Genomic DNA, 13,714 nt, shown 5'->3' with positions numbered 1-13,714 from the left:
CTTCAAATCCATGAATTTTAAATTAACATCAGAATATTCTCCAACGGGCGACCAACCGGAAGCCATCAAGCAACTGGTTGAAGGCCTCAACCGAGGAGATGCTGCCCAGGTGCTCTTAGGAGTTACCGGGTCAGGCAAGACCTTTACGATTGCCAATGTCATTCAGGAGGTCAATCGTCCTACCCTTGTACTCAGCCATAATAAGACGCTTGCAGCCCAACTATACGGGGAGTTTAAGCAGTTCTTTCCTGAAAACAGGGTTGAATATTTTGTTTCATATTATGATTATTATCAACCGGAAGCCTTTATCCCTGTGACAAATACTTACATTGAAAAGGATCTTTCCATCAATGAGGAGATTGAGAAACTGAGGTTAAGTGCATCTTCGGCTTTATTGTCAGGCAGACGGGATGTGATAGTTGTTTCATCTGTTTCCTGTATTTACGGTATTGGAAATCCGGAAGATTTCAATAATAGTGTCATCAAGCTTCAGAAAGGTGATAATCTTAGCAGGAATAAATTTCTTCATGCTTTGGTTGAGAGTTTGTATTCAAGGACTGAATTGGATCTGAGCAGAGGAAAGTTCAGGGTGAAGGGAGATACGGTAGACATTTTCCCGGCCTATGATGATATTGCTTACAGGGTCATATTTTTCGGTGATGAAATAGAGTTAATTGAATCATTTGACCCATTGAATGGTCGTGGGATTGAAGAATTGACAGAGCTAGTATTATTTCCTGCCAATATCTTTGTTACATCGAAGGAAAAGATGAAGGATGCTATTTGGGATATTCAGTCTGACATGGCCCGACAGGTAGAATACTTTAATAGTATTGGAAAGCATCTTGAAGCCAAACGTCTTGAAGACCGTGTTACTTATGATGTGGAAATGTTGCGGGAACTGGGGTATTGCTCTGGAATTGAGAACTATAGCCGTTACTTTGATAACCGAAAAACCGGTGACCGTCCATTCTGCCTGATTGATTATTTTCCTGATGATTTCCTGATGGTCATTGATGAGAGTCATGTGACTGTTTCACAAATCAGGGCGATGTATGGTGGTGACAGATCACGCAAGCAAAACCTTGTGGAGTATGGATTCCGGCTACCTTCCGCGATGGACAACAGGCCATTGAAGTTCGAGGAATTTGAAACAATGTATGAGCAGGTTATTTACGTGAGCGCCACTCCGGCTGATTATGAACTGAAGCAGAGCGAAGGCGTGGTGGTGGAACAACTCATCAGGCCTACCGGATTGCTGGATCCACGTATTGTTTTAAAGCCTAGCCTTAATCAGATCGATGACCTTTTGGATGAGGTTGAGAAGAGAACACAGGTTGGTGAGAGAACCCTGGTAACAACACTAACAAAGCGAATGGCCGAAGAACTCACAAAGTATATGGCTAAGGTGGGGATACGATGCCGCTATATTCACTCTGAAGTGGATACCCTTGAAAGAATTGAGATACTGAGGGATTTGCGTCTGGGAACATTTGATGTACTGGTGGGCGTCAATTTGCTTAGAGAAGGATTAGACCTGCCGGAAGTTTCTCTTGTGGCAATACTGGATGCAGATAAAGAGGGATTTTTGCGATCAGAAAGGTCTCTAACCCAGACTGCTGGTCGTGCTGCCAGAAACATCAACAGCCTTGTGATCTTCTATGCTGACAAGGTGACTGATTCGATGCAGAGAACCATAGATGAAACCAGCAGGAAAAGGGAAAAACAGATACAATATAATACTGAACATAATATAACTCCCACTCAAATCCTCAAAACAACAGGAGAGATTATTGGTCAGACATCTGTTGCCGATTCCCGTGTGAAAGCGCCAAAAGCCTATGTAGAAAAAGTTGAAGCCAATATAGCTGCAGATCCATTGATTCAATATCTAAATAAAGATCAGTTGAAGAAATTAGTGGATGAGACACGCAGGGCTATGGAGAAGGCTGCAAAAGAACTTGATTTTTATGAAGCGGCACGGCTAAGGGATGAGATGCACGTTTATAAAACAAGGCTGGAAAGTATCAGTAAATTGACCTGAGGATTATTCACGATTATTTTAAATGAAAGTCAGATAAATGCTTGAAGAACAAATCGCAAATGCAATACATGCTTCTATACTGGCTGGAAAAGCAATAATGAATGTATATAGCCAGGACTTTTCTGTTGAATTAAAAGCAGACCAAAGCCCATTAACATTGGCAGATCAGCATGCACATGAAGTAATAAAGAAGTTGTTAACACCCGGTATTCCTTTGTTAAGTGAAGAAGGCCAATCTTATCCCTATGAATTGAGAAGCAATTGGGAAGAGTATTGGCTTGTGGATCCATTAGATGGAACAAAAGAGTTTGTGAAAAGGACCGGTGAATTCACTGTTAATATTGCAAGGATCAGGCATGGTAAGCCAATAGCCGGGATTATTTATGTACCGGTTACGGGGTTATTATATTTTGGCATTGAAGGTTATGGTTCCTATCGTTACTTAGTGAAGAACCATATTCTTCCGCAGATCACCTTAAACCAGGTAATTGAGTTATCGGATAAGCTTCCTGTGACTAAAAATGAAGGCCAATTTGTGGTTGCCAGCAGTGTTTCACATATGAACCAGGAGACTACCGATTTTATAAAAAATGCGGTAATTGGAATAGAAAAAGTAGAATATCTTTCAAAAGGCAGCTCCTTGAAATTTTGCTCCCTGGCAGAAGGCACCGTGGATCTCTATCCCAGGCTTGGCCCTACTATGGAGTGGGATACTGCGGCAGGACATGCTATTGCTCGCTTTGCCGGTTGTTATGTTAATGAGTATCTTTCAGGGAAAGAAGTTGTTTATAATAAGGAAAACCTACTTAATCCTTGGTTTATTGCAGGCAGGGAATGATGCTTTCATCCAAAATAGGCATTAGTATAGCATTATTTATTTCATGGATATAAAAAAAAACTGCCAGGAAAACCTGGCAGTTGAAGTTTTAGAGTGAGGATGATTTATTTACTCACTTTCACCAATTCCACATCAAATACGAGTGGGGAGAAAGGTTTGATTATTTCACCACTTCCGGCTCCACCATAACCCAGCTTTGAGGGAATGATAAGGATTGCTTTACCACCTTCATTCATCAGGGCGATACCTTCATCCCATCCTGGAATTACTTGTCCGGTTCCTAATGGGAATTCGTAGGGTTGAGCAGGCTTTCTTTCCAATGATGAATCGAATACGGTTCCATCAAGGAGTCGGCCTGTATAATGTACACTTACTTTTTTGCCTGCTACAGCTTTTGCACCTTTACCTTTAACTTTTTCAACATAATATAGTCCGGAGGCAGTTGGTTTTGCTGTGATTCCTTTTTCTTTCAGGTAACTCTGGATCAAACCAGGTTCCTTTGCTTCAGCAGCTTTGACTTCCGCTTTACTTTTAGCTTCCTTGGCAGCTTGTTCCTTCTCGTGTTCTGCTTTGGTTTTTATCTCCAATACTTCAACATCATAGATAATAGTACTATAAGGTGGTATGATATCATTTCCACTCATATCCCTTCTTCCTTTTTCACCAAAAGCCATTGATGAGGGAACAATTACACGGGCTTTTGAACCATTTTTCATTTTGCCTATGGCTTCATCAAAACCTTGTGTATCAAAAGGTTGACCATATTCAAATGTAATAGGTTGTTTCCTGTCAGATGTTGAAAACACTTTATTTTCATCGATGGTTAATACAGAGAAATCAATCTTGACCATGTCACCTTTCTGGATTAAACGTCCAGAGCCGGCTTTCTCCTCAATGAAATAGATTCCTGATTCAGATGGAGTTACTGTTATTCCTTTGGCTGAGATATAGGCTTGCAGTTTTCCGCCTTCTTCAGCTTTGAACTTCATCGCACGGGCTTCTTCGGCTTTCTTCATCTGTTCCAAAGACTCAATACTAAGTACTTTCACATAGAAATAAATCATGCTTGTACTATCAATTCCTGCAGGAACAGAAGGATATTGAGCTGTTTTTGTGAAAAAATCTTTAGCATTCAGGATAAAAGAGGCACTATCACCCTGGTGAAGCATTGAAAAAGCATCGAAGACATCACCTTTAAATTGCGGTGTTTGCAGACTAATCTGGAACGGTTTGGCCATCTCTTTAGAATCGAAGAATACGCTATCCTTTCCATCTATCTTAACCTGGTATTTAATTTGTAAAGTCAGGATAAAATTGGTATCGGCTTTAATTGAATCTTTGTTTTCAACATAAAATTTATAGTAAAAGCCATTGTCGGACTTTTTATAGCCTGGATACTTGGAGCATGAATAGAGAATTAATGCTGCAGCAACCAAAAGCAAGGTGATTACACTTAGTTTTCTCATTTTTAAGGATTTTGAATTTAATTGATTATTAATTATTCTGACAGATTACAATTATTATTTCGCTCTTTCAATTCCGGCGAATTCCAGGTCGTAGATCAAGGTAGCCTTGCCCGGGATTCGGTTCTGATCTCCAATAAGACCGTGAGCCAAATGCGAGGGCATGATTATTTTTGCTTTATCTCCCACCCGCAAAAGCAGTATGGCTTCTTCAAGCCCTCCTTCTACTCCACCACTTCCTATTCTAAAGGTTTTTGGGCCTGATTCCTTTGAAGAATACACCACTTCGCCAGCGATCAGTCGTATTTCATAGTTAATCGTAGCTATATCTCCAATAACAGGCTTTTCACCATTTCCTTCCTGATTTATCATATACCTTAGTCCTGTGCCGGTCTCAATCATTTCCCAGCCATATCGTTTAATAAGGTTCTTGATTTGTTGGTCCTCCAGATCGACTACCTTTTTATTAGCATTGATGATTTCTTCATTCAACTGATTATTACCAGGTAATACTCCATTCTTTTCCACATGAGTTTGAGAGCAACTGGAGAATATCATCGTGCTTACTAAAAGCATCATCATGTATGTCCTCATAGGTAGTCTTCCATATTTGAGGTTAAACTTGCCTGGTATTCCACCAGGAGAGCCTCAAAGTGCTTTAATGTGAGTTCCATAGATTCCATCGAATCAGCTCCGGCGGCATTTTTATGACCTCCACCCTGAAAATGTTTCCTGGCAAACTCATTAACCGAAAAATCACCTTTTGAACGGAGTGATATCCGGATACGATCCTCTCTTTCAGTAAATAAAGCAGCAAGACAAACATTTTGAATACTTAAAGCATAATTCACTACACCTTCAGTGTCACCGGGTTTATAATCAAAATCTTCAAGGTCAGATTTTGTGAGCCAGATATATGCCGTAGAAAATTGGGGAAGGACTTTTAACCTTGCCCCAAGACAATGTCCCAGGAGGCGCATTCTGCTTTCAGAATAGGTATCATAAACCATCCGGTGAATCTTTTCAATATTGATACCGGTAGATATCAACCTGGAAGTGATATTGAAGGTTTCAGGCCGGTTACATGAATAGCTGAAAGAGCCTGTATCAGTCATAATTCCTGTAAACATGCATTCAGCCATTTCCCTGGTAACAGATTCACTATAGCCCGCTTCATCAAGCAAATTGAATAGTAACTCAGATGTTGAGGAAACTTCAGTCACAGAAATTGAAAGGTCAAATTCATTGGAAGGAAAAGGATGATGGTCAATCATTACCTTAGTAGCTTGAGAATCATCCAGTTGTTTCGAGAAAAACTTAACACGACTGCTTGAATTATAATCCATGCAGAAGATCAGGTCGGCATCAGATATTAATTCATTTCCAACTTCAGGATCAGATTGGTAAATTATGAGTTCACTACAGCCAGGCATCCAATGAAGAAATGATGGAGGCTCATTGGGAACCAATACCTTAACATCATGGCCCAAAGGTTTGAGGAAATGCATAAGCGCCAGTGAGGCACCGATTGTATCTCCATCAGGATTATAATGTGCAGTGATTAATACACTGACCGGAGAAGAAATCAGCTTCCTGAAATATTCAACAACGTTGTCGAGTCTGTTCAATAGTATGTAAGTCGATTATTTGGATTGCAAAAGTACCAATTTTAAACATTATACCTTAGATATCGTTAATACAATATATTTGCATAACTAAAAACAATAATGATGTCAGGTACAATTACATTTACAATGATTAAACCCGATGCTGTCGAAGCCGGGAACAGTGGATTAATAATTGACCATATCCTGAAACATGGATTTGGAATTAAAGCTTTAAAGCTGGTTCATTTGAATAAATCACAGGCTGAAGCATTCTATGCAGTTCATAAAGAAAGACCATTTTTCAGTGGCCTGGTAGAATTCATGACCTCAGGACCGGTGATTGCAGCTGTTCTGGAGAAGCAAAATGCTGTAGAAGCCTATAGGGAGCTTATTGGATCAACGAATCCGGAACAGGCTGCTGAAGGTACTATCAGAAAACTCTATGCGAAGAATATTCAGAATAATGCTGTTCATGGTTCTGATTCCGATTCAAATGCAGAATTAGAAAGCAGCTTCTTTTTTAATCATTTTGAAAGAATCTAGGACTCCGGGTAATATTCCAGGAACGATCTGTCAGTATAAAAGAAGAGTATCTTTTCTACCTTTTTATGTTTAACCACTATAGAATCCATTTCTATAGTGGTTTTTCCCTTTTTATCGGGTTCACTTTCCTGCTTTCTGGATAATGGAGTGGGTTCATCAAAACTTGGTAAAGATGGAGAACCAGTGGAAATATCTTCCGCAGGCATTGTTTCCGTAAGTATTTCAGGTGATTTTACAGCTTCATTATCCTCAAATGCAGGGGATATTTGTGCACTAAACAGGTCAAAGGCTTGATTATTTCCTGCTGAAGAAGGAAAAAGATTATTTTCTGCTTCCGGAACTTTTTGAGTCTCTCCCTTTATCATTGACCCTTTACCCATGATCAACCATTCCATATTTACTTCAGGAAATCGCTGCAGTATCTTCTGGACAAAATCGAGACTGGGATTATTTCTGCCAGAAATGATATGTGAGATTCCTGACTTCTGAACACCTATCTCATCTGCAAATTGGGCAGAAGTATAATTCAATGCCCTAATCAAAAGTATAATTCGATCTTTCACAATCGTAATCTTAATTATTTGAAATTTCTACAAATGTAGTTATTTATTATTACATATGTTACTGGAAAAATGTTGTCTATTTCGAACTGTAATCACTGTAGTTGATCTTTAAATATATTATGTAAGTAAATATGCTTATAATGTTGATAAACAAATAATTAAAGTGTATATATTATATATATTACAAGGCCAAATAAACAGGGCTTTTTATTAATGTATTACTTCATATAAATCTCATTATAAACAGAATATCAGGTTATTATAATTCAATATCTATTAATTTTCTGTCTAAATATCTGGATTGTCAGATTACATTTGTTAACTCGAAGAATACAAATGTTTACTTCTCTCATTTATAGCAATATAGACATCTGTAATCAAATGCTTGTATACAAGTGTACATTTGTAATTATACAGATTACATTTGTATGTTTACAGATGTTATTGGTAGTTTTTATTAAAACTATATCTCAAAAATTAATTGCTCCCTCCTACCCAAGAGATTAGTGATAAGTTTCAACAGGTCATTATTTCTGAATGTTTAAATTATGCCTGGATCGCAGATCCGAGCTTTTTACCTTTTAAGTGCTCATAGGTGAAATATTCCCCTATTCTCCCTGATAAAGGAGAAAATATTGAGTTCTATCGGCGTTGTAAACTGTTTATTTCTTCATGAATGATCTATGAGAGTAAGCCGTAATAAAAAATAAGATGTTATTTGAGCTGATAAACAGATTTAATATATTCATATATGTAATATGATATATTTAAAGGAGTCAATAATATGCAGAGAAAAAAGTGCTTGATACTTATTATAGAAAATCCGGATTACGAATCCATCATGACATAAAAGCAACTACACCCAATGGATTGAAAAGGGTCTCATTAGAAAAAGAAGGATAATTTTAAAAGGATTTAGCTTTTCTGAATCTTAGTTGTCAGAACTGCACCCTGAGATCTAACTTTAAGGATATAGATACCGGACGGAAGGAATGATAGTCCTGTAAGGTTGAAAGCAGTATTCCGATGAATCAACTGTTCATTTACATAAATCTTTTTCCCTTGCATTGTGAAGATTTCAACTACAGCCTGTCCTTCAGACACATCACCCTGTACCTCCAGAACATCATTGAATGGGTTAGGATATGTTTTTAGTTTTCCAGCCAGGATACTCTCTTCTACCTGCGATATTCCAAGTGCATAATAAGCATCGGCAAAATTTGGTATTCCCCACCCGATTAAGGTGTCAGGGGCTGTGGCCAGGCTGGCAGTTGATTTTATATTCTCAATAATCTGCATATTGGTTAGTAAGGGTGCAGCCTGCCAGTAACATGCTGTGATGCCGGCAATAATGGGTGAAGAAAATGATGTACCACTTCCGAATCCCAGGCCCCATGGGCTATAAACTGCTGAGTTTTGTCCTTGAGAGGAGATCACTGGTTTTATACGTCCATCTGAGGTCGGACCTTTTGAGCTGAAATACGCATAATTACCAAAAGCATCCACTGCTCCAACTGTGAAGACGCTATCCCCATCAGCAGGGGCTCCAATATAGGTCCAGGGATCAGCCCCTGAGTTACCAGCGCTATTGACTACCAGGATACCTTTTGATGCTGCCATATCGGCTCCTAATGTGATGTATGTGGTATTGCCGTCCATGTCAGCATAGGTGTGATTGGAAGCAGGATCATCAAACGTGGTGTATCCCAGGGAAGAATTGATAAGATCGGCTCCAATGCTATCGGCATATTCTGCTGCATTAACCCAGTAGTATTCTTCCATTATATATTCGGATGCTGCATCTTCTGACCGGAGCAACCAATAATCCGCTTTAGGGGCTGTACCTACCAACTCGCCGGGAATCAGGGCTGCCATGGTTGATAGTACCATCGTACCATGTGCGCTAATATTGGTATTATAGACATTACCCGCAGGATCAACGAAATCTTTTACTCCCTTTATTTGGTTATTCAATCGGAGACTATCAAATGCAGGAAGAAAATCAACACTATTGAAACCTGCATCAAGCACTGCAATTGTCATTCCTTGTCCGCTAAAACCATGATTATGAAGAAATTCCCCTTTCATCATTGTAATCTGGTTTTCACCGGAACCATAACTATAGGTGTTGGATGAAACTGATTTTATATTTCCCTTTGAATTAGGTGCAAAGCTTTCGTTTCGAAAAAATGATTTTGAAGTATTTTCAGTAACATCTGTTTTGGAATTATCCAGGGGAGATATTTTTTTTATGAAAGTAAGCTCTTCCAATGCCTCTATGGTTGCAGGCGGGCATTCAATTACCACATAGTTAAACCACCTGGACTTTGTAATAATTTTTGCTCCCAGGGAAGTTACCTGGTTGACATAATATTGATTTACAGGAAGATCTGAAGTTTCAATACTAATATTCTGCTTTTGTCGCCTTTCAAGAGATTTCCTGGAAAGGAAAGTTTCAGGGGTTGATTTAAGGTGGGCAGAATTGCCTTTATCTTTGAAATTCACAAGAAAAAAAGCAGTGTTTGATTGAGCAATAAGAGCAGTCTGGATAGCCAGAAGCAGTAATATAATTGAGATGAGTTTCATAAGCCGTTTAGTATTATTTACAAAGGTAACAAATATCTCACATTCTTGTTTAAATCAGATTCGGGCCGGCATCTTCATCTTGCTTACTTTTGTCTTATTGAATTTACATCCATGCGCATTGATATCTTAACCATTTTCCCTGAAATGTTTGCAGGGCCTTTTGATCATTCCATCATTAAACGAGCCGTCAGCAAAGGGTTGGTTGAAATTTTCATCCATAATATACGCGACTATGCCAGCAATAAACACCGGAATGTGGATGATTATGGCTTTGGTGGTGATGCCGGGATGGTAATGATGATTCAGCCCATCGCTGATTGTATTGACAAACTTAAGTCGGAACGTGAGTATGATGAGATCATTTTCCTTACTCCTGATGGTCTTTTACTCGATCAGCCAACGGCGAATATACTTTCTCTTAAAGGAAACTTAATAATGCTTTGCGGACATTATAAAGGCATTGATGAACGCTTAAGAGAGCATTTTATCACCATGGAAATATCAATTGGTGACTATGTATTATCCGGGGGAGAGCTGGCGGCTGCTGTTTTGTCAGATTCTATTATTCGACTTATACCCGGAGTGCTTAATGATGAGACCTCTGCCCTATCAGATTCATTCCAGGATAATTTATTATCGCCACCAGTTTATACACGGCCTGCTGAATACAAAGGATGGAAAGTTCCGGATGTATTGTTATCAGGGAATGAAAAAGAGATCAGGAAATGGCAGATGGAAAAATCCCTGGAAAGAACCCGGGAAAGGCGGCCAGGGCTACTTCAATAAATACGATATCAAAAGAAATAATCCCGGAATGATCATGGTGGCATCCACGGCCAGTGAATACCATGCATCGGAACAATCAACTTTAGATTTCCTATAGATGGATGTGAGGTACACAACCGGCAATAGCATGGAGAAGAGATGCTCTGAATCACCTCCCGTATTATAGAAGCAGAATGATAAGAAAAGCATCCCGGTCAGTGAAAGGTAGAATGATATATCCAAATTTAAAGGCCTGAAGAACAGTATATTTTTATCCTTCTGCGTGATGCAGCGGTCTTTGTATTCAAATAGCATACAAAGCTGGAAAATTAACAGGAAATGATAGGTAACGATTAAAATCAATGTCTGACTCCATTCGATCCCATCGTTATAAAGTGGCAAGAGAGAAGTAACGATGGTCCAGATAATTGCCAGGTAGATGGTTTTCAGGTAGATAATCCATTTCAGGATAAAGGAATCAGAAGATATCAGCCTCGGTAGTGAATAGATAAAAGTGAAAATGGCCAGAATAAGGATTGGGAGCCATTTCCCGGGCAGGAAAAAGAGAATACAAAACGTGATGAACAATGATAAAACAGATAGAATTAACAGGAACTTTCTGTGTTGTTGTATCCATAAGATTCTTTCTGTCAAGGCATTGCCAGTGGGTTTAAAGTAGGCATGGAAACAATAACTGCTCAATGTGGCAAAAAATACCAGTAAAAGCATTTTTGGATCTGTATCGTCCAGTATTATTTCAGTAGTTTGCCAGGTAAGTGATACCGCGCAAAATGCTATGATGAAATTGCCAAAAGCAATATATTCAACCCATGTTTTAACATATCTGTCAAACTTGTGGTACATGGTGCATACTCCTATTTTCCATCCGCTTAAAGATAATGCATTGACTTATCCAGATCATTGATGAGAACTTCGGGATCTTCCAATCCCACCGAGAACCTTATCAGGTTTGGAGGGAGTTTGCTGTAGAGTCCCGGTCTTACAAAGGTGCAGGATGGAATAATAAGGGATTCATATCCTCCCCAGGAAACTGCCATTCGCCAGTAAGTTAATGAATTACAGAAGGCTTCAATTTTAGCAATATCAGTAACCCTGGTTTTTATGGTGAACAATCCACTGCCCATTTTCATCTGACGGGAAGCCAATTCCTGTTGAGGATGGTTTGGATGTGATGCATAGTATATCTCACTTACAGCCGGCTGATTTTCAAGATATTTGATCACTTCTTTGGTGGTGTTGGATATCCTTTCAAGTCTGAGCGGCAAGGTCCTTAGTCCCCTGATGATCAGCCAGGCATTAAATGGAGAAAGGATACCTCCAAGGGTGAGAAATTCATTATGAAAGATTTTATCTATCATTTCCCTGGAACCACAGCAAACTCCGGCAACTGTATCAGAATGGCCACCAAGGTATTTGGAAGCAGTATGGCAAACCAGGTCGATACCCATGCTGATAGGCTGCTGAAATAATGGCGTTGAGCAACTATTGTCGATGATTGTAATAATGTTGTTGTCTTTCGCCAGTTTGGCCACTGCTTCCAGGTCCTGCAATCTGAATGTCCACGAATTGGGACTTTCCAGGTAGATGAGCCGTGTATTGGGGCGGATGCAGGTTTTATATTCATCAATGTTATCCCCATGGATCATGCTTACTTCTATCCCGAATTTTGGCAGGATGTTCCTGGTTAGCAGGGTTTCTGTCCATGAGTAGGGTTCAGATACACAGATAACATGGTCCCCGGTCCTGACATTAGCCATTATTGATGAAGAGATTGCAGCCATTCCACTTGCAAAGACCAGTGCATCTTCAGCACCTTCCAGAGCCGCCATTTTTTTTGTAAGCAGGTTGATGGTCGGATTATTTCCCCTGGAGTAAATCCAGTGATCTTTTTCATGGGTAATGGCATCCCTGAATTGTTCAACTGATTTGAAATAAAAGTTGCTGGTCTGGTAGATCGGTGGAGAAACCGGATTGACATCTTCCCCCAGTTCTTCTCCTAAAACATTGATAATATATGAGATATCCATATCTTTGCGGGGTATCAAGTGGATTTATCCGTGCAAGGTTTAACTCATTTTTTGTCTGGAATACAAATGTATCAAATAGAAAATTGGTCAGTTTGCAGGTGGATACAAAGAGTTATTAACAATTGTCTGTAGAAAATTAACAACACAATTTGTTTTTTTTCAGAATTAAAACGTATCTTTGCACTCCTTTTTTTACGAACACGCAATAATAATAGATAAAGCAATGAGCAAGAAGAAGTTAATCGAATATGTTGAAGAACATTTCGTTACAAAGCAGCAGTTACCTACATTCAAGGCTGGGGATACTATTACGATCCATTATAAGATTAAGGAAGGTGATAAGGAACGTATTCAGCAATACCAGGGAGTAGTTCTACAGCGTTCAGGTGAAGGTGCTACAGAAACTTTTACTGTTCGCAAGGTTTCCGGAACTGTTGGTGTTGAAAGGATTATTCCTGTATTTTCTCCATTTATTGATAAAATTGAAGTCAATAAACATGGTGCTGTTCGTAGGGCCAGGATTTTCTACCTGCGTAAGCTCAAAGGGAAGAAAGCACGTATCAAAGAAAAACGCATGTAAGCATTTCTCAATATTTTCAGGGCTGTCCATTTATGACAGCCTTTTTTTTTCTTATTTCTTCCATATTTTCATCCTCAGTCGATGTTTCTATATTTGCAGACTCAATTATTATATTATGCAGGAAGAATCACAGGTACTCGAACGCCATCTCATTGAAATGCTTACCCTGGCAGGGGAATATTGCATTATGATGGAAAAACTGGAACAAGTTGAAAAGGATGATTTATTGATCTTTCTTCAGAAGGTTAGTCCTATTCTTTATATCAAGGGTTTATTGTTCCCTGTGACCCCTGAACCGGAAGAAGGGGGTGATGAAAGAATGGTTACCGAGGAACAGTGGGAACAGGTATTTAATAGTATAAGAAATAAGTTGGGAGAAGCAGACAAGTTTCGATTCTTTGACCCAATTCAGGAAACCGGTGAAGATATTCAGACCTTCCAGCTATCTGAGATCTATGCGGATGTTTACCAGGACATGAAAGATTTTGCCTGGTTGATGACAAAAAACACTCTTTTAGCCAGGCAATTTGCAGCATTTAATATCCGGAAATATTTCATTGAAAATTGGGGCTACAAGCTGCTTAAAGCCCAGATAATCCTTCATTCCAGGTTGATTAAAACCAAGGAGACAAGTGATTTTGAACTGGAGGAAGAATAAATAACCCTCCCCCTGCTCC

Annotated in this window: 13 protein-coding genes; 6 read left to right on the top strand and 7 right to left on the bottom strand. The window is 39.2% G+C overall.

Going from position 1 to position 13,714, the window contains the following annotated elements; genetic code table 11:
* Positions 1-10 precede the first annotated feature (10 nt).
* Both uvrB and cysQ read left to right on the top strand, forming a co-directional pair.
* Positions 11-2,044: an excinuclease ABC subunit UvrB gene (gene uvrB, locus IPH84_01040; GenBank protein MBK7171826.1), complete on the top strand. Its 2,034-nt coding sequence runs from the start codon at positions 11-13 to the stop codon at positions 2,042-2,044.
* Positions 2,045-2,081: 37 nt separating this feature from the next.
* Positions 2,082-2,882 (top strand): 3'(2'),5'-bisphosphate nucleotidase CysQ, encoded by an 801-nt coding sequence (gene cysQ / locus IPH84_01035; GenBank protein ID MBK7171825.1) that lies wholly within the window; start codon positions 2,082-2,084, stop codon positions 2,880-2,882.
* A gap of 104 nt (positions 2,883-2,986) precedes the next feature.
* Here cysQ and IPH84_01030 read toward each other — a convergent pair whose 3' ends face one another.
* The 3 genes from IPH84_01030 to IPH84_01020 form a co-directional block, all read right to left on the bottom strand.
* Positions 2,987-3,556, bottom strand: coding sequence for an FKBP-type peptidyl-prolyl cis-trans isomerase (locus IPH84_01030; protein MBK7171824.1), 570 nt, complete (start codon positions 3,554-3,556; stop codon positions 2,987-2,989).
* Between the two features lie 846 nt (positions 3,557-4,402).
* The gene (locus IPH84_01025; protein ID MBK7171823.1) at positions 4,403-4,939 is read right to left on the bottom strand and encodes an FKBP-type peptidyl-prolyl cis-trans isomerase; all 537 of its coding nucleotides are present in this window, start codon (positions 4,937-4,939) and stop codon (positions 4,403-4,405) included.
* On the bottom strand, positions 4,936-5,973 hold the full coding sequence (locus tag IPH84_01020) for a bifunctional oligoribonuclease/PAP phosphatase NrnA (GenBank protein MBK7171822.1): 1,038 nt from the start codon (positions 5,971-5,973) through the stop codon (positions 4,936-4,938). The genes IPH84_01025 and IPH84_01020 overlap by 4 nt, the downstream gene beginning before the upstream one ends.
* Positions 5,974-6,075: 102 nt before the next feature.
* On the opposite strand from IPH84_01020, the gene ndk reads away from it, so the two are divergent.
* On the top strand, positions 6,076-6,495 hold the full coding sequence (gene ndk, locus IPH84_01015) for a nucleoside-diphosphate kinase (GenBank protein ID MBK7171821.1): 420 nt from the start codon (positions 6,076-6,078) through the stop codon (positions 6,493-6,495).
* Here ndk and IPH84_01010 read toward each other — a convergent pair.
* The gene (locus IPH84_01010) at positions 6,492-7,058 is read right to left on the bottom strand and encodes a helix-turn-helix transcriptional regulator (GenBank protein MBK7171820.1); all 567 of its coding nucleotides are present in this window, start codon (positions 7,056-7,058) and stop codon (positions 6,492-6,494) included. The genes ndk and IPH84_01010 overlap by 4 nt on opposite strands.
* A gap of 915 nt (positions 7,059-7,973) precedes the next feature.
* The gene (locus IPH84_01005; protein ID MBK7171819.1) at positions 7,974-9,644 is read right to left on the bottom strand and encodes a S8 family serine peptidase; all 1,671 of its coding nucleotides are present in this window, start codon (positions 9,642-9,644) and stop codon (positions 7,974-7,976) included.
* Positions 9,645-9,755: 111 nt separating this feature from the next.
* Here IPH84_01005 and trmD point away from each other — a divergent pair, with 111 nt between their 5' ends.
* The gene (gene trmD, locus IPH84_01000) at positions 9,756-10,430 is read left to right on the top strand and encodes a tRNA (guanosine(37)-N1)-methyltransferase TrmD (protein ID MBK7171818.1); all 675 of its coding nucleotides are present in this window, start codon (positions 9,756-9,758) and stop codon (positions 10,428-10,430) included.
* Here trmD and IPH84_00995 read toward each other — a convergent pair.
* Together IPH84_00995 and IPH84_00990 are read right to left on the bottom strand one after the other, a co-directional pair.
* Positions 10,419-11,273, bottom strand: coding sequence for a hypothetical protein (locus IPH84_00995; protein MBK7171817.1), 855 nt, complete (start codon positions 11,271-11,273; stop codon positions 10,419-10,421). The two genes, trmD and IPH84_00995, sit on opposite strands and share 12 nt — an antisense overlap.
* A gap of 26 nt (positions 11,274-11,299) precedes the next feature.
* Positions 11,300-12,457 (bottom strand): aminotransferase class I/II-fold pyridoxal phosphate-dependent enzyme, encoded by a 1,158-nt coding sequence (locus IPH84_00990; protein MBK7171816.1) that lies wholly within the window; start codon positions 12,455-12,457, stop codon positions 11,300-11,302.
* Between the two features lie 223 nt (positions 12,458-12,680).
* Between IPH84_00990 and rplS the strand changes: the two genes are divergently transcribed.
* A complete protein-coding gene (gene rplS / locus IPH84_00985) occupies positions 12,681-13,037 on the top strand; it encodes a 50S ribosomal protein L19 (GenBank protein ID MBK7171815.1) in 357 nt (118 codons plus the stop codon).
* Between the two features lie 115 nt (positions 13,038-13,152).
* A complete protein-coding gene (locus IPH84_00980) occupies positions 13,153-13,695 on the top strand; it encodes a DUF5063 domain-containing protein (GenBank protein ID MBK7171814.1) in 543 nt (180 codons plus the stop codon).
* The last annotated feature ends 19 nt before the right edge of the window (positions 13,696-13,714 follow it).

This window comes from Bacteroidales bacterium, assembly GCA_016707785.1.
GTDB lineage: Bacteria > Bacteroidota > Bacteroidia > Bacteroidales > UBA4417 > UBA4417.
This window is presented reverse-complemented; position numbering and strand designations above follow the sequence as displayed.